This window comes from Micromonospora sp. WMMD737, from assembly GCF_049179055.1.
GTDB lineage: Bacteria > Actinomycetota > Actinomycetes > Mycobacteriales > Micromonosporaceae > Micromonospora > Micromonospora reichwaldensis.
In genome coordinates, this window is sequence record NZ_JBMHMH010000001.1 from 4275733 (window position 1) to 4301490 (window position 25758).

Below are 25758 nucleotides of genomic sequence, written 5' to 3' on the forward strand. Positions count from 1 at the left end.
GGTCGGCCCGGCAGGGAGCGACGGCCTGCCGGCCAGGGGGCCGGGGCGGGCGCCGGAGCCGACGGGAGCGCGGTGACCAGGGACACGCTGGCGCGGCAGCCCTCGGCTTCCTACGGTCGAGGACGCTTCGGTTAGGAAACAGAACTGTCGGGAGGACGGGTGCGGGCCCTGCGCCGCTGGCTGGACGACACCGCGGGCGGGCTCCCCGCCACCTTCTGGTACCTCTGGGCCGGCCTGCTGATCAACCGCGCCGGCGCCTTCGCGATGCTCTTCCTGTCGCTCTACCTGACCGAGGCACGGGGAGCGAGCGAGGCGCTCACCGGCACGGTCGTCGGGGCGTACGGGCTGGGTGGGGCGGGCGGCGTGCTGCTCGGCGGGGTGCTGGCCGACCGGTGGGGGCGGCGGTCCACCCTGCTCGCCGCCCACCTGGCCACCGCCGGACTGATGGTCGGGCTGGCCTTCAGCCGGCACCTGGCGATGATCGCGGCGCTCGCCGCCCTGGTCGGGGTGGCGCACTCGATGCCCAGCCCCGCCTTCGTGGCGGCGATCGTCGACGTGGTGCCCGAACGGCGGCGCTCCCGGGCCTTCAACCTCCAGTTCTGGGCGTTCAACCTGGGCATGGCCGTCGCCTCGCTGCTGGCCGGCCTCCTCGCCGAGGCGAGCTTCGTCGCGCTCTTCCTGGTCGACGCCGCCGCCACCGCGCTCGCGGCGGTGGTCATCGCCTGGAAGGTCCCGGAGACGCTCCCCCGCCGCGCCGCCAAGGCTGCCCCGATCTTGGACACTTCCCGCTCCGACGGGACGGAAAGTGTCCAAGATCTTCGGCTGGCACCGAGCCGCGGCAGCGGAGCGGTGACGCGGCGGGCGGGACGCGGGCAGCGGGCGGGGTGGCGGCGGATGGGACCGGTGGGGCGGGTGCGGCGGCCGGGGCTGCACACGGCGCTGACCGACCGCACCTTCCTCACCTTCGTGGGCCTGACCTTCGTGTTGGCCGTGCTGACCATGCAGACGTCGACGATCATGCCCCTGGCGATGCGGTCGGACGGCCTGCGCCCGTCGGCGTACGGGGCGGTGGTGGCGCTCGGCGGAGTGCTGATCGTGCTCGGGCAGCTCTTCGTGCCGCGGCTGATCGAACGGCACCGCAAGGACCGCGTCCTGGCCGTCTCCACCGCGCTGCTGGCGCTCGGCTTCGCCACCCTCGCGTTCGCCGACGACGTGGCGGTCTACCTGGCCGCGGCGGTGGTCTGGACGGTCGGCCAGATGCTCGCCGCGCCGCCCAACGCGCAGATCAACGCCGACCTCGCCCCGCTCGAGCTGCGGGCCCGCTACCAGTCGGTGTTCTACCTGGCCTTCCCGGCGGCGTCGTTCGTGGCGCCCACCCTGGGCGGGGTCAGCCTCCAGTACCTCGGGGACCGGCACTGGCTCATCGTCGGCGGGCTCGGGCTGCTGGCCGCCGGCTGCCACCTGCTCGCCGGCCCACCCCGCGAACGCCGCGTAGCCGCCCTCCGCCAGCTCTCCACCCCGCTGCCCCACTCCTCGACCCCCACCCCGTCCCCGGTGCGGTGATCATCAGGTCGGCGCCCTAGGAGATCAACCATGATCACCACAGGCGGCGGGCGGGAAGGGGCAGGGGGTAGGAACAGCAGAACGCCCACCGCGACTCGTGATCGCGATGGGCGTTCGCACCGTATGACCGGCGGCGGCGGGCGAAGCCCACCCCCGTAGGCGTCGCCCGCTCGCGCCGCCGGTCCAAACAGGTGGCCACCGTCCCCCAACGGTGTTGTTCCACCCGTCCCCTGCGCCTCACTCGGTGCACGGATCTGATCGATCCACCGCTCCCCCGAACGGTTCCAAGCGTGGCGCGGTGCAATAAAGTTAGTTCGCCCGGGATTACGAAGACAACCTGGAGGGGCTGTCTCGCCGGTCACAGCTCCGGTGTCCCACCGGGAGTACCGTCACTTCGGGCCTCGGTGGTGGCCAACAGCGCTTACCCGTCGACCATTCCCCCAAACACGTCAGGCGTCCTCACGATCGGGCGATTCCGTACGGAAGAAGTTGCTCGGCCGGCCGTCACGGAGCTGCTCCTGGTAGATCAGGTTCAGCTTCCGCTCGTCGAAGGTCCGGAACCACTCGTCCCAGGTGATCTCACGTACCCGGCTGCTCTCGCGGTAACCGGGCATGTTGAAGGTGAGCACGCCGACCCGCCCATCCCGCTCGGTCCCCGCGATCGTCGCCGGTGCGGCGCCGCGCTCCCGCGCCCAGTTGCGGATCACGTCGTGGTTGGTGGTCACCAGGCTTCGGCCAGGGCGCTCCGGCCGGTCGGCGGTGGACGAGATGAGCTGCGAGGAACGCACCGACCGCGAGGTGCTCCGCCCGGTCCGGACACCGGTCGCCGTACCGCCGCGCGTCGTGCCCGCCCGCGACGACGCTGGTGCGGAGGCGCGGGCCACCGTGGACTTCCGGGCCGCCGACGTGGTCTTCTTCGCCGGGGCCGCCTTCGCGGCGGCCTTCGCCGGCGGAGCCGTCTTCCTCGCCGCCGCCGTCTTCTTGGCAGCCGGAGCCCGCTTCGCCGCAGCCGTCTTCTTCGCCGCCGGTGCCCTCTTCGCAGCCGGGGCCGTCTTCTTCGCCGCGGGTGCCTTCTTCGCCGCCGGGGCCGTCTTCTTCGCCGCTGCCTTCTTCGCCGCTGCCTTCTTCGCAGCCGCCTTCTTCGCCGGAGCGGCCTTGTTCGCCGCCTGCGCCCGGCCCGGGGCGGCCTTGTTAGCCGCCCGGCCCGACGCCGCCTTCTTCGTGGCGGCGGCCCGTCCGGCGGACGCCCGTGTCCCCGTCGCCCGACCGGCGGGCCCGGTGCTGCGACGCGCGGCACCGCCGGAGGGACGCTCCGCCCGCAGGGTCTTCGCCAGCGTCTTCACCAGTTCCGGCTTGCGCAGGGCGGAGATGCCGGAGACCCCGCGCTTGCGCAGCTGCCCCCGGATCTCGTCCACCTTCATCCCGGAGATCTCGGATTCGGAGATCGACGGGGTGTTCGGGGTCTGGTTGCCCGGCTGCCGTTTCGTCCTGGTCGCAGTCCCGCCGCGACCTGAGCTGTTCCGCTGAGCCATGGGACGCTCACGCTCCTCGACAGTTGGTCCTCGGCGCGCGGCGGGTCCCAGTGCCGCACCGCGCGGTGCGGCATACCCGTCAGGACCGGTCCGAACCTCCGACCGGGGCACCCGTGGTGCAGGCCCGGGCGACGAGCGCGGCCAGGACCATCCCGGCGAGCACGGCCCGAGGCGGTCGCCGGCGACACTCCCGGTCGGCCCGGCGGCACCGGTACGGCCCGACGGCAGCCGACTGCCCGGCGGTACCCAGGCTGCCCGACGGCACCGGGCTGCCCAACGGCGACCGACTGCCGACGGCATCGGAAAGCCCGACGGCAACCGACTACCCGGCCGTGCCCGGCTGCCCGGCCGTGCCCGGGGAGGGCTCGAAGAGGTGGGCGAACGCCGCGAGGTTGGCGGTGGACTCGCCCCGCTTGACCCGCCACTCCCACTCCCGCCGGATCGAGCTGCCGAAGCCGATCTCCAGCATCGTGTCGAAGGACTCGTCGGCGTACGTCAGCACCGCGCCCAGGAGCCGGTCCAGCTCGTCGGCGTCGATCCCGGCCGGGTTGACGCGACCGGTCAGGTAGACGTCGCCGACCGCGTCGACGGAGAAGGACACGCCGTACATGCGGGCGTTGCGCTGCAACAGCCAGGCCCACAGCTCCTCGCGCCGCTCGTCCGGCTGGCGCATCACGAACGCCTCGATCCGCAGCGCGTGCTCGCCGAGGATGAGGTTGCAGACCGTCTTCAGCTTGTGGGTGCCCGGCAGCGTGACCGCGTACGAGCCCGGGCCGGTCGACTCCCAGGCCAGCTCCCGCTCGTCGCAGACCGACTCGATCAGGGCCGCAAGATCACTCTTCCCGCTCATCGGATCCACTCTACGGCCGGCACCGCCCCGGCACCGGACGACGACGGCCGGCACGACAGCAGCCGGCACCAGCGGCCAACGCGACAGCGGCAGACACCAGGCGACAGCGGCAGGCGACGGCGGCCGGCACGAGAGCGGCCGGCCCAGGCAACGAGGGTCGGCGCGCGACCGCAGGGCGGCAGGCCGGCGCGCGAGTGGTCACCAGGAGCAGGACATCGCCGGGCCGCAGGCCAGCTCGGAGGCGAGCCGGGCCCGGTGCGCGGCGATCGCCTCGCCGTAGACGGTGAGCAGCCCGGAGGCGGTGCGGTGCCAGGAGAAGTTGCGGGCGTGCCGCGCGGCGCCCCGGGCCAGCTCGGCGCGGTGGGGCCGGTCCGGCAGCAGGCGGCCGAGCGTTCGGGCCCAGTCGGCCGGGTCGTGGCCGTCGATCAGCACGCCGCTGACCTGGTCCCGCACGGCGGTCACGAGGCCGCCGACGGCGGCGGCCACCACGGGCGTACCGCAGGCCTGCGCCTCCAGCGCGACCAGGCCGAAGGACTCGTTGTACGACGGCACCGCGACCAGGTCGGCGGCCCGGTACAGGGCGGGCAGGTCGTCACCGGTCTGCGGGGGCAGGAAACACACCCGGTCGGCGACGCCGAGCGTGCCGGCCAGCTCCATCAGGGCGGTCGGCCGGTCCAGCCCGCTGCCGCTGGGGCCCCCGCAGATCACCACGGTCACCTGGTCGGCGAGGACCGGGTCGTGCTCGCGCAGCGCGGCCACCGCGCGGATGAGCACGTCCGGGGCCTTCAGCGGCTGGATGCGGCCGACGAAGGCCACCACGTAGCCGGTGGCGGGCAGCCCGAGCCGGCGGCGGGCCTCGACGGCGACGCGGTCGCGGTTGCCCGGGGCCGGGCGGAACCGGTCCAGGTCCACGCCGGGCTCGACCACGGCGACGCGGGCCGGGTCGGCGCCGTACCGGTCGATGAGGTCACGGGCCTCGACCGTGGTGTTCGCGACCAGCCGGTCGGCCTCGGTGACCACCTGTTCCTCGCCGATGACGCGGGCCTTCGGTTCGGGCCGGTCCCCGGCGGCGAGCTGGGCGTTCTTGACCTTCGCCAGCGTGTGCGCGGTGTGCACCAGCGGCACGCCCCAGCGCTCCTTGGCCAGCCAGCCGACCTGGCCGGAGAGCCAGTAGTGGGAGTGGATCAGGTCGTAGTGGCCCGGGGGGCGGGACGCCTCGGTGCGGAGCACGCCGGCGGTGAAGGCGCAGAGCTGCCCCGGCAGCTCTTCCTTGGTGAGCCCTTCGAGGGGGCCGGAGGTGACGTGCCGGACGTGCACGCCGGGCGCCGTCTCGACCACCGGGGGCAGGTCGCCAGAGGTGGCCCGGGTGAAGATCTCCACTTCGACGTCCGCCTCGGCCAGCCGCCGGGCGACCTCCAGGATGTAGACGTTCATGCCGCCGGCGTCGCCGGTGCCCGGCTGGTGCAGGGGTGAGGTGTGCACCGAGAGCGTCGCGATCCGCCGGGGGCGGGGCCACGGTCGCGCACCGCGCTGACGACCCACACCGGTGTGCAACTCCGCCACGTCCGCTCCCCTTTGTCACGGTTTATGCCGTCCGCACGCCCGGCGCCCTTCGGACAACGTCCCCGGCCGATGTCATCTTCCCCATCGGGCACCCGTAATGCGCCGGGGCGGCGCCCGGGCGTGACGGACCTCATCACCACGCCGCCCGCACCCGCCCCGGTGGCCCGGGGGAGAATGGCCGGATGACCTCTGTCGCCGTCGTCACCGGAGCTTCCAGCGGGATCGGGGCGGCCACCGCCCGCCGGCTCGCCGCCGAGGGGTTCCACGTCCTCGCCGCCGCGCGGCGTACCGACCGGTTGGCCGCCCTGGTGGCCGAGATCGAGGCCACGGGGGGCGCGGCCACCGCCGTGGCCTGCGACGTCACCTCCGACGAGTCGGTGGCCGGCCTGGCCGGTGCGGCGGCGGCCCTGGGCCCGGTCACCCTCCTGGTCAACAACGCCGGTGGCGCGCGCGGCCTGGACCCGGTCGAGTCCGGGTCGGTCGGCGACTGGCAGTGGATGTACGACGTCAACGTGCTCGGCACGCTGCGCGTCACCCAGGCGCTGCTGCCCGCGCTGGAGGCGTCCGGGGCCGGCACCATCGTCGTCGTCTCCTCGACCGCCGGCTTCACCGTGTACGAGGGCGGGGGCGGTTACGCCGCCGCGAAGCACGCGCAGACGGCGATCGCCGGCACGCTGCGGCTGGAACTCTGCGGCCGACCGGTGCGCGTGATCGAGATCGACCCGGGCATGGTCCGCACCGACGAGTTCGGGCTGGTCCGCTTCGCTGGGGACGCCGAGCGGGCGGCGGCGGTCTACGCCGGGGTCGCCGAGCCGTTGGTCGCCGAGGACGTCGCCGACTGCGTCGCCTGGTGCGCGACGCGCCCGCAGCACGTCAACGTGGACCGCCTCGTCGTACGGCCGCTGGCCCAGGCCGCCCAGCACAAGGTGCACCGGGTCGGCTGAGCCGGCCCGGACGGTCGCGGACGATGGCGGGCGCGGCGCGGCACCGGCCGCTGGGCGTGGTGACCCGGGGGACGACGAACCCGAACCGGCTCCGCCGGGTGGACAACTGGATCGTCGAGACCTGCGGGGAGGCGCTGCGCGGGGCGGCCGACCCGCTGGTGGTGGACCTCGGCTACGGCGCCAGCCCGGTGACCGCCGTCGAACTGCGCGCCCGGCTCGCCACTGCGGTCCGCCCCGACGTGCGCGTCGTCGGGCTGGAGATCGATCCGGTACGCGTCGCCGCCGCCCAGCCCTCCGCCGACCCGCCCCGGCTCACCTTCGCCCGAGGCGGGTTCGAGCTGGCCGGGCTGCACCCCGCCCTGGTCCGCGCGTTCAACGTCCTGCGCCAGTACGACGAGCGCGAGGTCGCCGACGCCTGGCGCACCATGACCGCCGGGCTGGCCCCGGGCGGGCTGCTGGTCGAGGGCACCTGCGACGAGTTGGGGCGGCTCGGCGGCTGGCTGCTGATCGACGCCGACGGCCCCCGTACGCTGACCCTCGCCGCGAAGCTCACCACCCTGGAGACTCCGGCGGAGCTGGCCGAGCGGCTGCCCAAGGCGCTGATCCACCGCAACGTCCCCGGCGAGCGGATCCACGACCTGATCCGCGCGCTCGACGACGCCTGGCACGCCGCCGCCGGCTACGCCCCGTACGGCCCGCGCCAACGCTGGCTGCGCGCGGTCTCCGCGATACGTGCGGCGGGCTGGCCGGTCCTGGACGGCCCCCGCCGCTGGCGCCACGGCGAGCTCACCCTCCCCTGGCCCGAGATCGCCCCCACCACCCCACCCTGACCCCCCACCCCCACCCCGCCCGCGCCCCGCACCGCGCCGCCCCGCCCCGCGCCGCGTCGATCATGCAGTTATGGTGGGCGTTACGGGGTGTTACAAGGCTTTTGTCCCCCACCACGACTGCATGATCGACACGGGCGGGGACCGGCGAGGCGGGCGGGGACCCGCGAGGCGGGCGGGATCGGCGGCACGCACGAGGTCCGGCGGAGCGGGCAGGGACCGGCGGAGCGGGCAGGGCGGGGTGAGACGGCGGGCGGTCAGATGGTGCAGTTGATGAGGATCGGTTCGGGGTGCAGGGTCACGCCGAAACGGTCGTGGACGCCGTCGCGGATCTCCCGGGCCAGCTCGACCAGGGACGCGGTGCTGGCGGTGCCGCTGCGGTTGGTCAGGGCGAGGGTGTGCTTGCTGGAGATGGCGACGCCCTCCGGCCCCGGGTGGCCCTTGCCGAAGCCGGCACGGTCGATCAGCCAGGCGGCGCTGACCTTGACCATGTCCCCGGGGCAGGGCCAGGACGGCGGCTCGCCGATGTCGGCGGCGCGTTCCCGCAGCAGCTCGTACGCGGCGGCGTCGAGCACCGGGTTGGTGAAGAACGAGCCGACCGAGCGGGTGTCCGGGTCGGTCGCGTCGAGCACCATGCCCTTGCCGGCGCGCAGCCGCAGGACCGTGGCCCGGGCGTCGGCCAGCGGCACCCGGTCCCCCACCTGCACGCCGAGGGCCCGGGCCAGTTCCGCGTAGCGCACGGGGCCGGACAGCGGCGAGCGGGCGAGCCGGAAGTCGACGGAGAGCACCACCCAGCGGTCGCTGTACTTGAAGATGCTGGACCGGTACGCGAACCCGCAGTCGGCGGCGTCGATCCGCCCGACGGTCCCCTCGACCCGGTCGTGGACTTCGACGCCGAGGATGGTCTCGGCGACCTCCTGGCCGTACGCGCCGACGTTCTGGATGGGGGTGGCGCCGGTCGAGCCGGGGATGCCGGAGAGGCACTCCAGGCCGGACCAGCCGTTGGCGACGGTGGTGGCGACCAGCTCGTCCCAGGGCTCGCCGGCCTCGACGCGTACGGTGACGGTGTCGGCGTCCTCGGCGACCACCCGCACGCCCCGGGAGCGCACCAGGACGACGGTGCCGGGGAAGCCGGCGTCGGAGATCACGACGTTGCTGCCCCCGGCGAGGAGCAGGACCTGCTCGTCGCGCCCGGCCGCCTCCCGCACGGCCCGCACGATCGCGTCGGCGTCGGTGCCGGCGACGACACGGCCGGCGGGACCGCCCAGGCGTAGGGTGGTGTATCGCGCCAGGTCGCACGTCGTGGCGGGTTCGGTTCCGGTTGTCGGCTGGGCGTAGACGTCTGACACGCCTTTCACCCTAGGCTGAGGGGTAGCCGCGGCGCCCACTGGTGGCCCGGTCACCCCCGGGAGGATGGCGATGAGCAGATTGCACGCAACGAAGGACTTCTGGTTGGGGGGGCTCCGGGCGGAGGGCCCGGCGTTCGCCGCCGCCGTGGCGGAAGCCCCGCCGGAGACACCGGTGCTGTCCTGTCCCGGCTGGACGGTCGCCGACCTGACCCTGCACCTCACCTCCATCTACCGCTGGGTGCACTCGTTCGCGGGCACCGGCGCGGCCACCCCGTCGCCCGGCAGGTCCGAGCCGGTCGAGCTGGAGCCGGGCGTCGCCCCGCTCCAGCTCTGGCAGCAGGCGTACGACCGGCTGATGACCCTCTTCGACGGCCTCGACCCGGAGGCCCCGGCGTGGAACTGGGCGCCGCAGCCGAAGAAGGCGGGCTTCTGGCCGCGCCGGATGGCACACGAGACCGCGGTGCACCGGTGGGACGCCCAGCTCGCCATCGCGGCGGGCGAGCCGGTCGAGGCGAAGCTCGCCGCCGACGGGGTGAGCGAGATCCTGGACACCTGGCTGCCGGCGGGTCGGCGCCGCACGGCCGGCCAGTGGCGCGGGGTGGTGCAGATCTCCGCCGTCGACGCCGGTCAGGAGTGGTTCCTGCGGCTGCGCGGCGAGGGCGTGGCGCTGCTCGACACGGCCACCATCTTCGACCATGACGACCACCACGCGCGGGCGCAGGTCAGCGGCACCGCGAGCGACCTGCTGCTGGCGCTCTGGGGCCGGGTCGGCCTCGACACGCTGGACGTGGCCGGCGACCGGGCCCTGCTGGAGGGCCTCCGCGTCGGCTGACCACCGCCGCGCGGAGCCGGGCCCCGAGGGCTCCGCGCAGTCCCACCGCACGTACGACGAGAGTGGCCGCCCGGCACAGGCGGCCACTCTCTTTGCGTGACGGTCTCGATCGGCAACCAGCGGAGAGCGCTCTCTTGACACCGGACCGAACCAACCACCACCCTGTCGTGAGAGCGCTCTCTCAGCTCTGCTCCACCACCTGCCTCACCACCTCAGACGACCTGAGAGGGGTCCGACCGATATGGGTGTCTTTCCGCGCCGCCGCCTGGCGGCGGTGGCCCTCGTCGCCGCCACCGCGCTGTTCGCCACCGCCGGCTGCGCCGGCGACGAACCCGCCGAGGACGGCAAGATCACGTTGACCGTGGACGTGTTCAGCCAGTTCGGCTACGAAGAGCTCTACAAGGAGTACATGGCCAGCCACCCGAACGTGAAGATCGTCGAGCGTGGCACGGGCACCAACCTCGACGACTACTCGCCGAAGCTGACCCAGTGGCTCGCCGCCGGCAAGGGCGCGGGCGACGTCGTCGCCATCGAAGAAGGGTTGATGGTCGAGTACAAGGCCAACCCCGACAACTTCGTCAACCTGCTCGACCACGGCGGGGCCGAGCTCCAGGGCAACTTCCTGGAGTGGAAGTGGAAGGGCGGGATGACCCAGGACGGCAAGCTGATCGGCCTGGGCACCGACGTCGGCGGCATGGCCATGTGCTACCGCACGGACCTGTTCGCCAAGGCCGGCCTGCCGACCGACCGCGAGTCCGTGTCGAAGCTCTGGCCGACCTGGCAGGACTACGTCAAGGTCGGTGAGCAGTTCAAGGCGAAGAACACCGGCGCCTCGTTCCTGGACGCCGCGACCAACATCTTCAACACGATCGTGCTCCAGACGGCCGGCAACGCGCAGGGCTACCACTACTACGACACCAGCGGAAACCTGGTGGTGGACAGCAACCCGGCGGTCCGGCAGGCCTGGGACACCACCATGGACATCATCGACTCCGGCCTCTCCGGCAAGTACGGCTCCTGGTCCGAGGAGTGGGTGTCTGCCTTCAAGCAGGCCAAGTTCGCCACCATCGCCTGCCCGGCCTGGATGACGGGCGTCATCGAGGGCAACGCCGGCGCCGAGGCCAAGGGCAAGTGGGACATCGCCCGGGTGCCCGGCAACGGCGGCAACTGGGGCGGCTCGTGGCTCGCCGTGCCGGCCCAGAGCAAGCACCGCGCCGAGGCGATCGAGCTGGCGAAGTTCCTGACCAGCGCCAAGGGTCAGATCGGGGCGTTCAAGGCCAAGGGCCCGCTGCCCTCCTCGCCGCAGGCGCTGGCCGACCCCGCGATCGTCGACGCCAAGAACGCGTACTTCTCCGACGCCCCCGTCGGGCAGATCTTCGGCGAGGGCGCCAAGACGCTGAAGCCCGTCTACATGGGGCCGAAGAACCAGGCCGTCCGCACCGAGGTCGAGAACGCCGTCCGGACGGTGGAACTGGGTCAGCGTAAGCCCGAACAGGGCTGGACGGACGCGGTCAACAACGCGAAGAAGGCCGCCGCCAAGTAGCCCGAGCCGGAGTGCGGGCGGGAGGGCGCCGGGGGCGCCGGTTCCGCCCGCACCCGGGAAAGGAGTGGTCCGGGCATGACCGTCCAGCTCGACCCGCGCCCGCCGGTCGCACCGGCGCCCCGCACCGGTCGACGCACACCGGCGATGCGGTTCAGCCGCCTCGACACGAAGTACTCGCCCTACCTGTTCATCGCCCCGTTCTTCGTGCTCTTCGGGGTGTTCGGGGCGTACCCGCTGATCTACACGTTCTGGGTCTCCCTGCACGACTGGGACCTGCTCGGCAGCAACCACCCGTTCGTCGGGCTGGAGAACTACAGCCGGCTGCTGGAGGACCCCGACTTCTGGCACTCCGTCGTCAACACCCTCGGCATCTTCGTCATCTCCACCGTCCCGCAGCTGCTGGCCGCGCTCTGGCTGGCCAACCTGCTCAACCGGCAACTGCGGGCCCGGACGACGTTCCGGATGGCGGTGCTGATCCCGAACATCACGTCCACGGCGGCGGTCGCGATCGTCTTCGGGGTGCTCTTCGGCCGCGAGTTCGGCATGGTCAACTGGCTGCTCGACCTGGTCGGGATCGACGCGATCGAGTGGAAGTCGAACCGGTTCGCGTCCTGGGTGGCCATCTCCACGATGGTCGACTGGCGGTGGACCGGTTACAACGCGCTGATCTTCCTGGCCGCGATGCAGGCCATCCCGCGCGACCTGTACGAGTCGGCCGCCATCGACGGGGCCGGCCGGGCCCGCCAGTTCTGGTCGATCACCGTGCCGCTGCTCAAGCCGACGATCATCTTCACCGTCATCATCTCCACCATCGGCGGGCTCCAGCTCTTCACCGAGCCCCGGCTGTTCCACTCCGGAACCAACCCGATCCGGGGCGGAACGCTACGGGAGTCGCAGACCGTGACCATGTACATGTTCGAGAACGCCTTCGCGCCCCACTACAACTTCGGCTACGGCTCGGCGGTGGCGTGGCTGCTCTTCGCCCTGATCGCGGTCGTCGCGGCGATCAACGTGCTGCTCCTGCGTCGGCTCGGCGGCGCGAAGCCCCCGAAGGAGGACGCGCAGTCGAAGGAGGGAGCGCGATGACCCGCCTCTGGGCCGCCAGCCGGCTCACCTACGCCGCGCTGATCGCCGCCGGGGTCCTGTCGATCTTCCCGATCTACTGGATGTTCGTGGTGGCGAGCCGCTCCAACGACGCGATGGGCCAGCTGCCGCCACCGGTCACCCCCGGCGGCAACTTCGGCGCGAACGTGTCCCGGCTGCTGAACAACACCGACGCGTACTTCGTCGCCGGCCTGGTCAACTCGGCGATCGTGGCGGTCACGGTCACCGTCTCGGTGGTCTTCTTCTCCACGCTGGCCGGATTCGCCTTCGCCAAGCTGCGGTTCCGGGGGCGCAACGCGCTGCTCATGGTGATCATCGCCACGATGATGGTGCCCACCCAGCTCGGCGTCATCCCGCTCTACCTGCTGATGACGAAGCTGAACTGGAACGACCGGCTGCCGGCGGTGATCGTACCGGCCCTGGTCACGGGCTTCGGGGTGTTCATGATGCGGCAGTACGCGGGCCAGGCGGTCAGCACCGAGCTGATCGAGGCGGCCCGGGTGGACGGCTGCAACACCGCGCGGATCTACTGGAACGTCGTGCTGCCGGCACTGCGCCCGGCCGCCGCCGTGCTGGGGCTGCTCACGTTCATGACCACCTGGAACGACTTCCTGTGGCCGTACGCTGTCCTCAACGACCCGGAGAACCCGACCGTGCAGCTCGCCCTGCGCACGCTGTCCGACGGGTACTACACGGACATGTCCCAGGTGTTCACGGGAACGGCCATCGCCACCCTCCCGCTGTTACTGGTCTTCGTCCTGTTCGGCCGCCAGATCATCGGCGGCATCATGGAAGGTGCGGTCAAGGCGTGAGCACTCTGCGATTCCCCGACAACTTCGTCTGGGGGGCGGCCACCGCCGCGTACCAGATCGAGGGGGCGGCCACCGACGACGGTCGCGGCCCGTCGATCTGGGACACCTTCAGCCGTACGCCGGGCAAGGTCCACCACGGCCACACCGGCGACGTCGCCTGCGACCACTACCACCGGTACGCCGACGACGTGGTGCTGATGGCGGAGCTGGGGCTGAAGGCGTACCGCTTCTCGGTGGCCTGGCCCCGGATCCAGCCGGACGGCACCGGCCCGGTCAACCCGCGCGGCCTGGACTTCTACGACCGGCTGACCGACACGCTGCTGGCCCGGGGCATCGACCCGATCGTCACCCTCTACCACTGGGACCTGCCGCAGGCGCTGGAGGACCGGGGCGGCTGGACCAACCGCGAGACGGCCGAACACTTCGCCACGTACGCCACGGCGGTGCACACCCGGCTCGGCGACCGGATCCGCACCTGGACGACGCTCAACGAGCCGTGGTGCTCGGCCTACCTCGGCTACGGCAACGGGGTGCACGCCCCCGGCGAGCAGGACGCGGGCGCGGCCTTCACCGCCGTACACCATCTGCTGCTCGGGCACGGCCTGGCGGCCCGCGCGCTGCGCGCGGCCGGCGCGCAGACCGTCGGGATCACGGTCAACCCGGCCGACGTACGCGCGGCCGACCCGGACAGCGCCGCGGACGCGGCGGCGGTCCGCCTCGTCGACGGCCTGCACAACCGGATCTTCCTCGACCCGCTGCTGCGCGCGGCCTACCCCGACGACGTGCTGGAGCACGTGGCCCGCATCGTCGAACCGACGTTCATCCGCGACGGCGACGAGAAGCTGATCGCCGCCCCGATCGACCTGCTCGGCGTCAACTACTACGCCCCCACCTACGTCGCCGGCCGGCCGGACGGCGGGGGCGGCAGCGCCTATCCGGGCACCGAGGGCGCGGTGGAGTTTCTCCCGCCGGCCGGGCCGCTGACCGACATGGGGTGGATGATCGAACCGGCCGGGCTGACCCGGCTGCTGGAACGCCTCGCCACGGACTACCCCGGTGTGCCGCTGATGGTCACCGAGAACGGCGCGGCGTTCCCCGACAAGGCCGACGCAAACGGTGCCGGGCAGGTGATGGACGCGGACCGCATCGCCTATCTCGACGGGCACCTGCGCGCCGTGCACGAGGCGATCTCCCGGGGCGTGGACCTCCGGGGCTATCTCGTATGGTCGTTGCTGGACAACTTCGAGTGGGCCGAGGGCTACCGTCGACGGTTCGGGATCATCCACGTCGACTACCTGACGCAGCGACGCACACCGAAGTCCAGCGCCCGGTGGTACCAGGAGGTGATCTCCCGGAACGGGCTGTGACGAGGGTGGTAACGGGGATGACGACGGCGCAGCGGCCGACACTGGAAGCGGTTGCCCGGCGGGCGGGCGTCTCGCGGGCAACCGTGTCCCGGGTGGTGAACGGCTCCACGACGGTCGCCGAGCCCATCCGGGACGCGGTCCGCCGGGCAGTGGCCGAGCTGGGGTACGTGCCGAACCTGGCCGCCCGCAGCCTGGTCACCCAGCGGACCGACTCGATCGCCCTGGTGCTGCCGGAGGCCGCCACCCGGGTCTTCTCCGACGACCAGGTCTTCCCCGGGATCATCCGGGGCGCGGCGCAGGAGCTGGAGGCGGCCGACAAGCAGCTCGTGCTGATGCTGGCCGGCTCGCCCGCCGGGCACGACCGGGTCGAGCGCTACACGACCGGGCGACACGTCGACGGGGTGCTCTTCGCCTCGCTGCACGGCGAGGACCCGCTGCCCGGCCGGCTCGCCCGGCTGGGCATCCCGGTCGTGTGCAGCGGTCGCCCCCTCGACGGCGCCGACGTGCCCTACGTCGACGTCGACCACGTCGGCGGGGTGGCCACGGCGGTGCGGCACCTGCTCGCCAGCGGACGCCGCCGCATCGCCACCATCGCCGGCCCGCAGGACATGGTGGCCGGCATCGAGCGCCTCGCCGGCTACCGCAACACGGTCGCCGAGGCCGGCCTGCCGGAGCTGGTGGCGACCGGCGACTTCACCCGCGAGTCCGGGGCGACGGCGATGCGGCAGCTCCTCGCCGAGCACCCCGACCTGGACGCCGTCTTCGCCGCCTCCGACCTGATGGCGCACGCCGCCCTGCGGGCGCTGCGCGAGGCGGGGCGGCGGGTGCCGGACGACGTGGCGGTGATCGGCTTCGACGACATCGAGACGGCGGCGTACACCGAGCCGCCGCTGACCACCGTCCGGCAGCCCATCGTGCAGCTGGGCCGGCAGATGACCCGGCTGCTGCTGCGGCTGGCCGCCGGCGAGGCGATCGAACCCCTGGTGCTCCCCACCGAGCTGATCGTCCGCGAGTCGGCCTGAGGTGTCAGGAAGGGCCCCTTCCTGACACCTCCCGACGGGTGCCGGATTTAATCCGTGGAGGCGCTGTGCGGGCGCCGGTAGCGTCGCGCGGGTGACCGTGAACCTGATCCGCGTACCCGCCCTCTCCGACGTCGCCGAGTACGCGTACGCGGCCACGGTCGAGACGCCGGCCCGGCTCGTGCACACCGCCGGCGCCTGCCCGCTCGACGCCGAGGGCCGGACCGTCGCGCCCGGCGACCCCGTCGGCCAGGCCCGGCAGGTGATGGCCAACCTGGAGACCGCCCTCGCGGCGGCCGGGGCCCGGCTCACCGACGTCGTCAAGACAACGGTGTACGTGGCGTCGTCGCGCCAGGAGGACCTGGTGGCCGTGTGGGAGGTGGTCCGCGACGCGTTCGGCGACCACGACCCGCCCAGCACCTTGCTCGGGGTGGCCGTGCTGGGCTACTCCGACCAACTCGTCGAGGTCGAGGCCGTCGCCGCCGTACGCGGGGAGGGCTGACATGCGGATCCGGACCGCCCGCCCCGACGACGCGCCCGCCGTGGTGGCACTGCGCGCGCTGGTCCACCCCTACCTGGTACGCGGCGTCGAGTCGACCCGGCAGATGATCGCCCAGCCCCCGCCCGGCGAGCAGTGGACCGCGTACGTCGTCGAGGTGGACGACACCGTGGTCGGCTGGGTGTCGGCGTACCGCAACGACCGGACCTCCGAGCCCGACGTCGGGGAGGTCTCCACCCTGCACGTGCACCCGGAGCACCGGGGGCGTGGCGCCGGCACCGCGCTGCTGACCGCCGCGCTGGGGCATCTGCGCGACATCGGGGCGCGCCGGGTGCGTACCTGGGCGCTGCCGGAGTCGCTGCCGTTCGCCCGCCGGCACGGGTTCACGCCGAGCCGGGAGCTGCGCTACTCGGCGCTGGACCTGCGGCAGGCCCCGCCGATGCCGGAGCCGCCGTCGGGCGTACGGCTGCTGCCGCTTGCCGACCTCGACCCGCGCCGGGTCCACCTGGCCGAGGTGGCGGCGGCGGCCGACGAGCCGGAGGACGTGCCCGGCGACTCGATCAGCTACGAGACCTGGCGCTCCGAGGTCTGGGACAACCCGGGCCTGGACCGGGCGGCCAGCACGGTGGCCGAGGCCGGCGGCGAGATCGTGTCGTTCAGCCTCGTCAAGCGCGACGGCGACCGGATGTGGTCGGACTACACCGGCACGCTGCCGGCGCACCGGGGGCGCGGGCTGGCCCGCCTGGTCAAGACGGCGGCGCTGCACCGCGCGGCAGCCGGCGGGGTACGCACCGCCTACACCTCGAACGACGAGGCGAACGCGCCGATGCTGGCGGTCAACGTCGGGCTCGGCTACCGCCCGGTCGGTTCGAGCTGGTCCTGCCTGCGCGAGCTCGCCTGACGGTCCGGGTCAGCCGGCGTCCCGCACCCGCTGGGCGACCGCCAGGGTCTCGGCGCCGAAGAGCACCAGCCGGGCCTCGGTGACGTGCGCCGGGGTGGCCGAGCCGAGCACCGACAGGGCCTGCCGGACGGCGTCCTCGACCGGCCAGCCGTAGACGCCGGCCGAGATCAGCGGGAACGCCACGCTCGTCGCGCCCAGCTCGTCGGCGACCCGCAGGCTGTTCGCGTAGCAGTCGCGCAGCAGCGCCGAGCGGTCCTCGTCGGCCGACCAGACCGGCCCGACCGTGTGCACCACCCAGCGCGCCGGCAGGTCGCCCGCGGTGGTGGCCACCGCCTGGCCGGTCGGCAGGCCCCGGCCGTACCGGGAGGCGCGCAGCGCCCGGCACTCGTCGAGGATGGCCGGCCCGCCCCGCCGGTGGATGGCGCCGTCCACTCCCCCGCCGCCGAGCAGCGACGAGTTGGCGGCGTTGACGACCACGTCCACCCGCTGCGTCGTGACGTCGCCCCCGACCAGGGTGATCTCCACGTCAGCCCTCCGTGACGGACTGGCCGAGCGAGCGGCGGGCCAGCAGGGTAGCCCCGGCGACGGCGGCCGGCATGACGAGCACCGCGCCGAGCGGGATCAGGAAGCAGACGAAGACCGCCACGCCGAAGCCGAGCGTGGTCGGCCGGTCCGCCTTGAGGTGCGCCCGCCGCTCCGGCAGCCGCATCCCGCGCCGGTAGAAGGGGGCCCCGACCAGCTCCACGGCGAGCAGCCAGCCACCGACCGCCGCGCCGATGACCGGCACCACGGTCTGGCCGACCACCGGGATGAAGCCGGCGGCGAAGAGCGGGATGCCGAAGAGGATCGACAGGCCCACCAGCCGTACGGAGTCGGCGAGGCTGCGCCGCAGCGACGGCCAGAACGGCACGTCGACGGCGTTCGGCGTGCCGCCGAGGCGTTCCTCGACGCGTTCGGAGATCTTCTCGTAGAACGGGTCGCCGATGACCAGGGTGACGGCCGTGAAGCTGACCACCGCGAGCAGGCCGCCGAGGCCGAGGAAGGCCAGCCCGGCGACCACCCGCATGAGGCTGCGCCAGGTGGTCGACCAGTCGTCGGCGAACGGGGTGACCAGCGCGGCCAGGTCCTCGACGAAGTACGCCAGGGTGGCGAACGCGGCCACGAAGAGCGCGCCCGAGATCAACGCCGGGATGACGCCGAGCAGCATCAGCCCGGGGCTGCGGACGTAGAGGCCGAGGCCGCGCAGGAGCAGGCCGACACCGGTGAAGAACCGGCCGGCGGCGCCGGTCACGGGAGCGGCGATGCGGGGTGCGTTCACGACCGCAGAGCCTAGTGGGCACGGGCGACCGGGCGACCGGGCAGGATGGACGGGTGCGGGCGGCCCGGTTGATCTCGTTGGTCCTGCTGCTCCAGGCGCGGGAGACGATGACCGCGGCGGAGCTGGCGCGGGATCTGGAGGTCTCCGAGCGGACCGTCTACCGCGACGTGCTGGCGCTCTCCGCCGCAGGGGTGCCGGTATACGCCGACCGGGGCCGCGCGGGAGGCTACCGGCTGCTCGGCGGCTACCGGACCCGGCTGACCGGGCTGACCCGCGACGAGGCGGAGGCGCTCTTCCTGGCCGGGCTGCCCGGACCGGCGGGCGACATGGGGCTCGCCGACGCGGTGGCCTCGGCCGAGCTGAAGGTGCTCGCCGCGCTCCCACCGAGTCTGCGCGACGCGCCGGTGCGCACCGGGCAGCGCTTCCACCTGGACGTGCCGGGCTGGTTCCGGGAGTCCGGGCCACCGCCGTGGCTGACCGAGCTGGCCGGCGCGGTGTGGCGGGACCGGATCGTCGAGCTGCGCTACCGGCGCGGCGACCGCGAGGTCGAACGCGAGGCGCACCCGTACGGGCTGGTCCTCAAGAGCGGGGTCTGGTACCTGGTCGGCCGGGTCGGCGGCGCGTACCGCACGTACCGGGTGGACCGGGTCACCCACGTCGGGGTCCGGACCGCCACCTTCGACCGGGACGCCGGCTTCGACCTGGCCGGCTACTGGCGGGAGCAGGCCGAGGAGTTCCTGCGCGGCATGCTCCGGGCCGAGGTCACGGTGCGGCTGAGCCCCGTCGGCCTGCGCCGGCTCCGCTTCGTCGCCGACGCCCCCTTCGCGTACGACGAGGCGCTCGCCGCGGCCGGCGAGCCCGACGGGCAGGGGTGGGTGGTGACCCGCCTGCCCGTCGAGTCCGTCGACGTCGCGTACCCCCAGTTGCTGTCCCTGGGGCCGGAGGTGGAGGTGCTCGACCCGCCGGACCTGCGGGAGCTGATGGTCGACGCCGCCAGGCGGTCCGCCGCGGTCTACCGGGTGGCGCCCGGTCAGCGGTAGCCGGTCACGTCGGCCGGTCTGTCCTTCTCCACCACCTCGGTGATGTAGCGGAACCCGTCTGGCCGGCTGCCGTCGACGTCGGTGAACCCGTACACCTGGGACAGCTCGCCGGCCGAGACGGACGCCTGGTTCCAGCGGGCCCGGTCCTCGTCGGCGGCGAGCGCGGCGACCGCGCGCCCGACGAAGGCCGGGGTCTCCGAGATGAGGAAGTGCGGATCCTTGGCGGCGCCGTCGCGCCAGTTCTCCTCGGTGACCCCGAAGTGCTCCAGCATCGCCTCGGACCGGATCCAGCCCGGTGTCAGCGCCACGGCGGTGCCGCCGTGCGGCTTCAGCTCGTGCCCCCAGACGTACGCGAGCCGGTTGACCGAGGTCTTCGCGAGATCGTAGAAGACCGACAGCCGGTAGTGGTCGTCGTTGTACGCCTTCGTGCCGTCGCCGACCTCGACGACCAGCCCGCCGGGGCGGCGGATCAGCAGCGGCAGGGCGAAGTGGGCGGTGACGACGTGCGTGTCGATCGCCAGGCGCAGGCTGCGGAAGCCGGCGTCCAGCGGCTGCTCCCAGACCGGCTTCTCCCAGGTGGTCAGGGGGTCGCCGCCCCAGATGTCGTTGACCAGCACGTCGAGGCGGCCCTGCTCGGCGTCGATCCTGGCGACCAGGTCGCGGACCTGCTCGGGGACGAGGTGGTCGACCCGGACCGCGATGCCGGTGCCGCCGGCGGCGGTGACCAGCTCGGCGGTCTCCTCGATGGTCTCCGGGCGGTCCATCTCGGAGCGGCCGGCCCGGCTGCTGCGGCCGGTGGCGTAGACCGTGGCGCCGGCGGCGCCGAGCTGCACCGCGATCTGCCGGCCGGCGCCCCGCGTCGCCCCGGCGACGAGCGCGATCTTTCCTGTCAGCGGTTTCGTCATGCGGCGAGCCTGTCAGCGATACCTGACAGCCGAAGTCCGGTTTCGCGAAGCCGTGTCGTCCGGCATGCTCGCCGGCATGCACCTGCTGCTCTCCGGGACCGTCGGCTCGGTCGCGTACGGGCTGGCCGGGCCGGGCTCCGACGTCGACCGGATCGGCGTCTTCGCCGCGCCCACCGTCGCCTTCCACGGGCTGCGCCCGCCCCGCGAGTCGGTGGTGACCACCGACCCCGACATCACGCTGCACGAGGCGGCGAAGTGGTGCCGCCTGGCGCTGAGCGGCAACCCGACCGCCACCGAGCTGGCCTGGTTGCCGGAGGACTGCTACGAGACCCGTACGGAGTTCGGCGACCGGCTGGTCGCCATCCGCTCGGCATTCCTCAGCGCGCCCCGCGTCCGCGACGCCTACCTGGGCTACGCCGGCCAGCAGTTCCGCAAGCTGGAGTCCCGGGGCGACGGCACGTTCTCGGCCGACACCCGGCGGCGCACCGCCAAGCACGCCCGGCACCTGGCCCGGCTGGTGCACCAGGGCCGGCTGCTCTACGCCACCGGCGTGCTGGAGATCCGGCTCGCCGACCCGCAGTGGTTCCGCAGCTTCGGCGAGCGGGTGGCCGGCGGCGCGTTGGCCGAGGCACGGGCCCTGATCGCCGGGGCGGAACGCGACTTCGACCGGATCCGTACCCCGCTGCCGGACCGCCCGGACGAGGCGGCCGTGGAACGCTGGCTGCTCGACGTGCGCGCCGCCCACCTGCCGCCGGGTCCCGCCACGCCCTGACCCACCCGCCCCGGTCCGGGTCACCGCACGTCGGACTCGTTGCCCGCGACCGGCTGGCGGCGAACGCCCGCGCGGAGGCTCAGTCCGCCAGGCGTACGCGGACCCGACGGTTGGCCCGCCCCTTGCTCTCCACCTTCACCACCTGCACCTTGCCGATCTGCGCGGTGGAGGCGACATGCGTGCCGCCGTCGGCCTGGACGTCCAGCCCGACGATGTCGACGATCCGCACCTCCTGCTCCTCCGGCGGGATCAGGTTCGACTGGGTACGGATGACGTCGGGCAGGGCGAGCGCCTCCGCCCTGGGCAGCACCCGCACGGCCACCGCCCGGTCGGCGGCGACCTCGGCGTTGACCAGCTCCTCGATGCGGCTCTTGAAGTCGGACGGCACCTCGGGCAGGTTGAAGTCCATCCGGGCCTCGCCCGGCTCCATGTTGCCGCCCGTGACGAGCGCGCCGAAGTCACGGAACACCACCCCGCAGAGCACATGCAGCCCGGAGTGGGTCCGCATCAGCCGGGTGCGCCGGTCGTCCTCGACCGCGCCGGTGACCGCCGTGCCGGCCGGCGGCAACGGGTCACCCTCGACCGGGATCAGCCAGAGGTCGTCGCCCTTGCGGGTGCCGGCGATGCGGGTCTGCACCCCCTGCCAGAGCAGTACGCCGTGGTCCGGCGGCTGCCCGCCGCCACCCGGATAGAACGCCGAGCGGTCCAGCACGATGCCCTGCTCGGAATCGGCGTGCAGCACCGTGCACTCCCACTCCCGCAGTGTCGGATCGGCGAGGTCCAGCCGGTGCGTACGACCGTGGTGTGTGACGCCCATGTCAGGGCACGTTACTCGTTCAGGAAGGCCGATATCCGGCTTCGCAGGTCGGCGCGTTCCGTCCAGAGGACGCCGGGCCGGTCGTACACGTGCAGGGTGGCCCGGGGCAGCGCGGCGGCGAGCTGCTCGGCGACCTCGACCGGGTGCAGGTCGTCGCCGGCACAGCCGATCACCAGGGCCGGCGCGGTGACGGCGGCCAGCGAACCGGCGTCGCGCAGGGGCGCCTGCTCGGGCAGGCTCGCCAGCCCCGGGGCGAGCCCGTCGCGCAGGAGCTGGTCGAGGCGCTGGCGCAGGTAGGCCCAGCCGGCCGGGGTGTTGCGGACGGCGGGCGGCAGCTCGGCCTGGACCACGTCGGCCACGGCGGCGGCGTCGCCGCTCTCCACGGCCTCGAACAGCGCGGTCAGCCGGGCCCGGGCGACCTCGCCGCGCGGCCGGTCGAGCGCCGCGGGCAGGAAGACGACGAGTCGCTCGAAGCGTTCGGGGCTCTCGGCGAGCAGCCGGCAGAGCGCGCCCGCGCCGAGGCTGGCGCCGAAGGCCCGGGTGGCGCCGCCGAGGTCGGCGACCGCGCGCAGGTCGCGGGCGAGGTCCAGGTAGCTCCACGGGCCGGGCGGCGCGGCGGAGCGGCCGTGCCCGCGGAACTGGAAGAACAGCTTGCGGCCCGTCACCCCGCTGCCGAAGGGCCGGGTGGTGGCGATGCCGTTGCCCAGCCCGTGGGCGAACACAGTGACCGGGTCACCCGCGCCGGTGACGAGCTGCTCCAGGTGTACGCCGTGCGGCGTGGCGACCAGCTCGGTGTCCGGCTCCGGCAGGGCCGGTCGGCCGGTACGCGGGGCGCCCGGGCCCGGCCCCCAGGTGCGGGGCCCGCCGTCCGGCGGGGGCGGCCAGCGGAAACCCCTCACCAGAAGCCTTTGCCGTCGCTCAGGTCGCGCAGCCCCACCCGGACGTCGAGCAGGTAGATCAGGCCGGCGGCGATGCCGACGAGCCCGAAGAGACTGATCGGGCCGAAGCCGAGCAGGGTCAGCACCAGGCAGACGGCGAGGATCGCGATCCAGCCGCCCTTGGGCAGGGTGCCGATGGCGGCGAAGGCGTCGGAACGCTGGGTGATGGCGTGCACCAGGGCGATGCCCTGCACGATCAACGCGAAGACGAGCAGGATCAGCTCGATCACGTAGCGAACATCGAAGGCGAAGAGCGGCGCGGCGTAGGCCATGTCGGCAAGCTTATGCCGGTGACCCCGGATACGTCCGACAGGACGCATCCGGGGTCACCGGCGCAACGAACTACTCGGCGGCCGGGCGGGTCCGCTTGGTGGCCCGGGGCAGCTTCGCCGACGGGGTGGCGGCCGGCTCGGCGGCGGCCTTGGCGGCCTTGGTGGCCCGGGTCGTCGCCTTCTTCGCGGCGGCCGGCTTGGCCTCCAGCACCTCGGCCACGTCGGCCGGGGTCGGCACCTCGTCGGTCACGGCCGGGTTCGGCACGTCGGTGGTCACGGCCTGGGTCGGCACGTCGGCGGTGACGGACCGCACGGTGGCCGGCTTCGCGACGGCCTCGGCCGGCCCGGTCTCGGCTCCGGTCGCCTCGATGTCGGCGTTCACGGTCTCGGCGGCCTCCAGCACGCCGGCCCCGACGACCCGCTCGCCCCGGGCGACAAGCGCGACGTACGCGGCCTGCGCCCGCTCCTGCGCGGCCTGGGCGCCGGCGACCACCACGGCGGCGTTGCGGGTGGCCAGCGCACGGAGCCGGTCGAGGTCGGCGACCTCGCGCAGCCGCTCCAGGTCGGCGACCTCGCGCAGCTTGTTCAGGTCTGCGGCCTCGCGCAGGCGCTTCAGGTCCAGCTCGGTCGGGACGGCCTTCTCGCGCAGGCCCTCGGCGGTCAGGTTCGCCGTACGCAGCGTGTCGTTGGCCTTCTGGCGCAGCTCGACGCCGGTGACGACGGCCTTGCCACCCAGGTCGGCGACGACCTTGGTGCCGAGGTCGGTCACCACGGCGGGGAGCTTGCGCAGCTGCTGGAGGGCGAGCTCGCCCGCGCCCGCGGCGGCGTAGATCGGGGCCGGGATGCGGCTGGTCTTCGGCTGGGTCATCACTTCTCCTCTTCGGCCGCGTCGGCGGCCTTCCGGGCCGCGTCGCGGGCGGCCTTCTTCTCGGGGGTGTCGATCGGTGCGGGGGCGGGGCCGGCCTCGGTGACGGCGACCGACTCCAGCACGGCCTCGGTCGGGGTGCCCTCCGGTGTGGTGGGGCCCGTGGCGGCGAGGTTGGCCAGGTCGGGCGCGGCCTCGACAGGATCCGGCGTGCCCGTGCCGGCGGCCTCGGTGCCGGCGGTGGGCGTCGCGCCGGTGGCCGCCGCGGTCGCCTCGGCGAGCCGCGCGTTCTCCCGGCGGAACGTCTCGTAGATCTGGGTGAGCGACTGCTTCTGCGCCATGGTCAGGTCGGGGTCGACGGAGATGGCCGCGAGCACGCCCTGACCTTCCTTGTCGTCGAGCAGCCCCGCCCGCAGGTACATCGCGGGGGTGGAGACGCGCAGCGCGCTGGCGAGCTGCTGGAGCACCTCCGCGCTCGGCTTGCGCAGACCGCGCTCGATCTGACTGAGGTACGGGTTGCTGACCCCCGCCTGCTCGGCGAGCTGCCGCAGCGAGATCTTCGCGTTGCGGCGCAGGTCGCGAATGAACCCGCCGACGTCGGGAAGGTCCTTACCAGTGGCCATGGCCCGACGCTAACGCGCCCTGCTAGCTCCTGCAAGCAGAACGCTAACCAGAGTTAGCGACGTCTCATCCGCACCCGCCCCGGGGTCAGGAGTCCGCGCGTCCGGACCCGTCACCGGCGGCGTGCGCGCCCTCGTCGCCGACGGTCGCGCCGGCCCCGCTCCGGGTCTGCGCGGCGGGATCGGGCGCGACCTCGCGTTCGAGCTCCTCGGCGTCGGCCTTGCTCAGGCCGGTCGCACGGAGGGTGTTCACGGAGATGATCTTGATCTGGGCGGCGACGTTCGTGCCGTTCAGGCGCAGTCCGCCGGTGAGGGCGTCGTGGGCGAGCCGGATGGCGCTGAGCGCGGCACGCCGGGAACCAGTGGGTTGGCGGCGGCTGGGGGCGAAACTGTGATGCACATGGGCGACGGCTGTGGACAGGTCGCGGAGCGCGCGCTCGAGGGTGTCGGGTAGCGGTTCGTCGTGGCGGATCGCCGTCTCCAGGGCCACCATGAGCGGACGACTCTGCACGAGCGACCGCATCATCAGGCCGGCGCCCCGCTGCCAGCCCTGCAACGCGGAGCGGTTGTGCCACCGTATCGGCGAGATCCGTACGACCTCGGCGGCCGCACCGAGGATCGTTTCGACGTCGGTCAGGTCCGCGTCGCGCAGCCGGTCGAGCGACACCTTCGCCAGTCGGGCGTCCCTGGCGGCCAGCGCGTCGGCGCCGTTGGCGATCTCCCGCGCGAGCAGCGCCAGCCGGGGTTCCGCGGCCTTCTTCAGCCGGTGGATCGGGTGCAGCGGCAGAACGATCAGCGACACGAGGACGCCGACCCCGCCTCCGACGATGCCGTCGATGAAGCGTGGCAGGGCCAGGTCGTTGGAGGCGGGAGCCAGCACGGCGACGACCATCGCGCTACCGCCGGCCTGGGTGATGAAGCCGCCCTCGCCGCCGCTGAGGACCACGGCCAGCAGGATGGAGACGGCGACGATCCCCCCGATCTGCACGTGGCCACTGCCGACGGCGGCGACGAGCAGGTCGCCCACGGTGATTCCGACCGCCACCCCGGCCACCAGGAACAGCGTGCGACGGAGGCGGTGGCCGACGGAGCTGGCGACCGCGCCCACCGCAACGGCCGGCGCGAAGACCGGCTGGGGATTGTCGAGCAGGTCGTTGGCGATCCACCAGGCGAGCGCGGCGGCGGCACCGGTCTGGACGGCGAGCAGGAGACTCAGCCGCAACTTCACCAGCCGATCGCGGGCCGTCTGGGGGCTGGCCCGCCGCAGGGACGTCAGCGCCATGTCGACCCGGTCGTCCGGGCCACGCCGGGCCGGATCACCCGTGGTTCGCTCCGGCCCTCGCATGCCCGCAACTACCCCGCCGCCGATCGGACAAACGCCGGGACGCCCGCACGGCGGCGGGTCGCGCACCGCCACGTTGACCCGCGGCGATGCGCCGGCGGAAAGGCGGCGCACGCCTTCTCGTCCGCCTGGTTGCGTCCCGGTCCCCCGGTGCGTACCTTGCC

At 73.5% G+C, this 25758-nt stretch carries 26 protein-coding genes; 13 read left to right on the forward strand and 13 right to left on the reverse strand.

Annotation, left to right across the window (positions count from 1 at the left end; genetic code table 11):
- Positions 1 to 159 precede the first annotated feature (159 nt).
- Positions 160 to 1563 (forward strand): MFS transporter, encoded by a 1404-nt coding sequence (locus ACN27A_RS18645; protein WP_421455117.1) that lies wholly within the window; start codon positions 160 to 162, stop codon positions 1561 to 1563.
- Between the two features lie 449 nt (positions 1564 to 2012).
- Here ACN27A_RS18645 and ACN27A_RS18650 read toward each other — a convergent pair whose 3' ends face one another.
- From ACN27A_RS18650 to mshA, 3 genes are all read right to left on the reverse strand, one after another.
- The gene (locus ACN27A_RS18650; RefSeq protein ID WP_421458521.1) at positions 2013 to 2885 is read right to left on the reverse strand and encodes a hypothetical protein; all 873 of its coding nucleotides are present in this window, start codon (positions 2883 to 2885) and stop codon (positions 2013 to 2015) included.
- 532 nt (positions 2886 to 3417) lie between these two features.
- The gene (locus ACN27A_RS18655) at positions 3418 to 3945 is read right to left on the reverse strand and encodes a YbjN domain-containing protein (protein ID WP_421455120.1); all 528 of its coding nucleotides are present in this window, start codon (positions 3943 to 3945) and stop codon (positions 3418 to 3420) included.
- A 198-nt stretch (positions 3946 to 4143) separates the two neighbouring features.
- A complete protein-coding gene (mshA, locus tag ACN27A_RS18660; RefSeq protein ID WP_421455122.1) occupies positions 4144 to 5508 on the reverse strand; it encodes a D-inositol-3-phosphate glycosyltransferase in 1365 nt (454 codons plus the stop codon).
- Between the two features lie 182 nt (positions 5509 to 5690).
- Here mshA and ACN27A_RS18665 point away from each other — a divergent pair, with 182 nt between their 5' ends.
- Positions 5691 to 6452 (forward strand): SDR family NAD(P)-dependent oxidoreductase, encoded by a 762-nt coding sequence (locus tag ACN27A_RS18665; protein WP_421455125.1) that lies wholly within the window; start codon positions 5691 to 5693, stop codon positions 6450 to 6452.
- A 23-nt stretch (positions 6453 to 6475) separates the two neighbouring features.
- Entirely contained in the window at positions 6476 to 7282 is an 807-nt protein-coding gene (locus ACN27A_RS18670) for a class I SAM-dependent methyltransferase (RefSeq protein ID WP_421455128.1), read from the forward strand.
- A gap of 254 nt (positions 7283 to 7536) precedes the next feature.
- Here the strand turns inward: ACN27A_RS18670 and ACN27A_RS18675 are convergent, their stop codons facing one another.
- Complete coding sequence (locus ACN27A_RS18675; RefSeq protein WP_421455129.1) at positions 7537 to 8628, reverse strand: UDP-N-acetylmuramate dehydrogenase; 1092 nt, start codon at positions 8626 to 8628, stop codon at positions 7537 to 7539.
- Between the two features lie 70 nt (positions 8629 to 8698).
- On the opposite strand from ACN27A_RS18675, the gene ACN27A_RS18680 reads away from it, so the two are divergent.
- The 8 genes from ACN27A_RS18680 to ACN27A_RS18715 all read left to right on the forward strand — a co-directional run bounded on the left by ACN27A_RS18680 (position 8699) and on the right by ACN27A_RS18715 (position 16705).
- Positions 8699 to 9460, forward strand: coding sequence for a maleylpyruvate isomerase family mycothiol-dependent enzyme (locus ACN27A_RS18680; protein WP_421455132.1), 762 nt, complete (start codon positions 8699 to 8701; stop codon positions 9458 to 9460).
- Positions 9461 to 9701: 241 nt separating this feature from the next.
- On the forward strand, positions 9702 to 11003 hold the full coding sequence (locus tag ACN27A_RS18685) for an ABC transporter substrate-binding protein (RefSeq protein WP_421455135.1): 1302 nt from the start codon (positions 9702 to 9704) through the stop codon (positions 11001 to 11003).
- Positions 11004 to 11078: 75 nt separating this feature from the next.
- Entirely contained in the window at positions 11079 to 12089 is a 1011-nt protein-coding gene (locus ACN27A_RS18690) for a carbohydrate ABC transporter permease (protein WP_421455138.1), read from the forward strand.
- Positions 12086 to 12919, forward strand: a complete 834-nt coding sequence (locus ACN27A_RS18695; RefSeq protein ID WP_421455139.1) for a carbohydrate ABC transporter permease — start codon at positions 12086 to 12088, stop codon at positions 12917 to 12919. The genes ACN27A_RS18690 and ACN27A_RS18695 overlap by 4 nt, the downstream gene beginning before the upstream one ends.
- Complete coding sequence (locus ACN27A_RS18700) at positions 12916 to 14286, forward strand: GH1 family beta-glucosidase (protein WP_421455142.1); 1371 nt, start codon at positions 12916 to 12918, stop codon at positions 14284 to 14286. The genes ACN27A_RS18695 and ACN27A_RS18700 overlap by 4 nt, the downstream gene beginning before the upstream one ends.
- A gap of 17 nt (positions 14287 to 14303) precedes the next feature.
- Positions 14304 to 15308 (forward strand): LacI family DNA-binding transcriptional regulator, encoded by a 1005-nt coding sequence (locus tag ACN27A_RS18705; RefSeq protein WP_421455145.1) that lies wholly within the window; start codon positions 14304 to 14306, stop codon positions 15306 to 15308.
- Between the two features lie 97 nt (positions 15309 to 15405).
- A complete protein-coding gene (locus ACN27A_RS18710) occupies positions 15406 to 15807 on the forward strand; it encodes a RidA family protein (RefSeq protein WP_421458522.1) in 402 nt (133 codons plus the stop codon).
- Position 15808: 1 nt separating this feature from the next.
- Complete coding sequence (locus ACN27A_RS18715; RefSeq protein WP_421455148.1) at positions 15809 to 16705, forward strand: GNAT family N-acetyltransferase; 897 nt, start codon at positions 15809 to 15811, stop codon at positions 16703 to 16705.
- 9 nt (positions 16706 to 16714) lie between these two features.
- Here ACN27A_RS18715 and ACN27A_RS18720 read toward each other — a convergent pair whose 3' ends face one another.
- Positions 16715 to 17230 carry an O-acetyl-ADP-ribose deacetylase gene (locus ACN27A_RS18720; protein WP_421455151.1) on the reverse strand — a complete coding sequence of 172 codons (516 nt, stop codon included), beginning with the start codon at positions 17228 to 17230 and terminating at the stop codon, positions 16715 to 16717.
- 1 nt (position 17231) lies between these two features.
- A complete protein-coding gene (locus ACN27A_RS18725) occupies positions 17232 to 18023 on the reverse strand; it encodes an EI24 domain-containing protein (RefSeq protein ID WP_421455153.1) in 792 nt (263 codons plus the stop codon).
- Between the two features lie 53 nt (positions 18024 to 18076).
- Between ACN27A_RS18725 and ACN27A_RS18730 the strand changes: the two genes are divergently transcribed.
- Positions 18077 to 19063 carry a helix-turn-helix transcriptional regulator gene (locus tag ACN27A_RS18730; RefSeq protein WP_421455156.1) on the forward strand — a complete coding sequence of 329 codons (987 nt, stop codon included), beginning with the start codon at positions 18077 to 18079 and terminating at the stop codon, positions 19061 to 19063.
- Here the strand turns inward: ACN27A_RS18730 and ACN27A_RS18735 are convergent.
- A complete protein-coding gene (locus ACN27A_RS18735) occupies positions 19054 to 19968 on the reverse strand; it encodes an SDR family oxidoreductase (RefSeq protein WP_421455158.1) in 915 nt (304 codons plus the stop codon). The genes ACN27A_RS18730 and ACN27A_RS18735 overlap by 10 nt on opposite strands.
- 76 nt (positions 19969 to 20044) lie before the next feature.
- Here ACN27A_RS18735 and ACN27A_RS18740 point away from each other — a divergent pair, with 76 nt between their 5' ends.
- Positions 20045 to 20740 (forward strand): DNA polymerase beta superfamily protein, encoded by a 696-nt coding sequence (locus tag ACN27A_RS18740; protein ID WP_421458523.1) that lies wholly within the window; start codon positions 20045 to 20047, stop codon positions 20738 to 20740.
- Positions 20741 to 20819: 79 nt separating this feature from the next.
- On the opposite strand, the gene ACN27A_RS18745 is transcribed toward ACN27A_RS18740, so the two are convergent.
- The 6 genes from ACN27A_RS18745 to ACN27A_RS18770 all read right to left on the reverse strand — a co-directional run bounded on the left by ACN27A_RS18745 (position 20820) and on the right by ACN27A_RS18770 (position 25708).
- The gene (locus tag ACN27A_RS18745; protein WP_421455161.1) at positions 20820 to 21557 is read right to left on the reverse strand and encodes an alanyl-tRNA editing protein; all 738 of its coding nucleotides are present in this window, start codon (positions 21555 to 21557) and stop codon (positions 20820 to 20822) included.
- 11 nt (positions 21558 to 21568) lie between these two features.
- A complete protein-coding gene (locus ACN27A_RS18750; protein WP_421455164.1) occupies positions 21569 to 22456 on the reverse strand; it encodes an alpha/beta fold hydrolase in 888 nt (295 codons plus the stop codon).
- The gene (locus tag ACN27A_RS18755) at positions 22453 to 22767 is read right to left on the reverse strand and encodes a DUF2516 family protein (protein ID WP_088998194.1); all 315 of its coding nucleotides are present in this window, start codon (positions 22765 to 22767) and stop codon (positions 22453 to 22455) included. The genes ACN27A_RS18750 and ACN27A_RS18755 overlap by 4 nt, the downstream gene beginning before the upstream one ends.
- Before the next feature lie 70 nt (positions 22768 to 22837).
- The gene (locus ACN27A_RS18760; RefSeq protein WP_421455167.1) at positions 22838 to 23638 is read right to left on the reverse strand and encodes a hypothetical protein; all 801 of its coding nucleotides are present in this window, start codon (positions 23636 to 23638) and stop codon (positions 22838 to 22840) included.
- Complete coding sequence (locus tag ACN27A_RS18765; protein WP_421455170.1) at positions 23635 to 24255, reverse strand: helix-turn-helix domain-containing protein; 621 nt, start codon at positions 24253 to 24255, stop codon at positions 23635 to 23637. Before ACN27A_RS18765 ends, ACN27A_RS18760 begins: the two co-directional genes overlap by 4 nt.
- A gap of 85 nt (positions 24256 to 24340) precedes the next feature.
- Positions 24341 to 25708, reverse strand: a complete 1368-nt coding sequence (locus tag ACN27A_RS18770) for an FUSC family protein (protein ID WP_421455173.1) — start codon at positions 25706 to 25708, stop codon at positions 24341 to 24343.
- Positions 25709 to 25758 lie beyond the last annotated feature (50 nt).

Excerpts from the sequence above, each read along its gene's own strand:
- ACN27A_RS18655 (WP_421455120.1), bottom strand. The coding sequence starts at position 3,945 with ATGAGCGGGAAGAGTGATCTTGCGGCCCTGATCGAGTCGGTCTGCGAC.
- ACN27A_RS18665 (WP_421455125.1), top strand. The coding sequence starts at position 5,691 with ATGACCTCTGTCGCCGTCGTCACCGGAGCTTCCAGCGGGATCGGGGCG.
- ACN27A_RS18670 (WP_421455128.1), top strand. The coding sequence starts at position 6,476 with ATGGCGGGCGCGGCGCGGCACCGGCCGCTGGGCGTGGTGACCCGGGGG.
- ACN27A_RS18680 (WP_421455132.1), top strand. The coding sequence starts at position 8,699 with ATGAGCAGATTGCACGCAACGAAGGACTTCTGGTTGGGGGGGCTCCGG.
- ACN27A_RS18685 (WP_421455135.1), top strand. The coding sequence starts at position 9,702 with ATGGGTGTCTTTCCGCGCCGCCGCCTGGCGGCGGTGGCCCTCGTCGCC.
- ACN27A_RS18690 (WP_421455138.1), top strand. The coding sequence starts at position 11,079 with ATGACCGTCCAGCTCGACCCGCGCCCGCCGGTCGCACCGGCGCCCCGC.
- ACN27A_RS18695 (WP_421455139.1), top strand. The coding sequence starts at position 12,086 with ATGACCCGCCTCTGGGCCGCCAGCCGGCTCACCTACGCCGCGCTGATC.
- ACN27A_RS18705 (WP_421455145.1), top strand. The coding sequence starts at position 14,304 with ATGACGACGGCGCAGCGGCCGACACTGGAAGCGGTTGCCCGGCGGGCG.
- ACN27A_RS18715 (WP_421455148.1), top strand. The coding sequence starts at position 15,809 with ATGCGGATCCGGACCGCCCGCCCCGACGACGCGCCCGCCGTGGTGGCA.
- ACN27A_RS18735 (WP_421455158.1), bottom strand. The coding sequence starts at position 19,968 with ATGACGAAACCGCTGACAGGAAAGATCGCGCTCGTCGCCGGGGCGACG.
- ACN27A_RS18740 (WP_421458523.1), top strand. The coding sequence starts at position 20,045 with ATGCACCTGCTGCTCTCCGGGACCGTCGGCTCGGTCGCGTACGGGCTG.
- ACN27A_RS18745 (WP_421455161.1), bottom strand. The coding sequence starts at position 21,557 with ATGGGCGTCACACACCACGGTCGTACGCACCGGCTGGACCTCGCCGAT.
- ACN27A_RS18755 (WP_088998194.1), bottom strand. The coding sequence starts at position 22,767 with ATGGCCTACGCCGCGCCGCTCTTCGCCTTCGATGTTCGCTACGTGATC.
- ACN27A_RS18765 (WP_421455170.1), bottom strand. The coding sequence starts at position 24,255 with ATGGCCACTGGTAAGGACCTTCCCGACGTCGGCGGGTTCATTCGCGAC.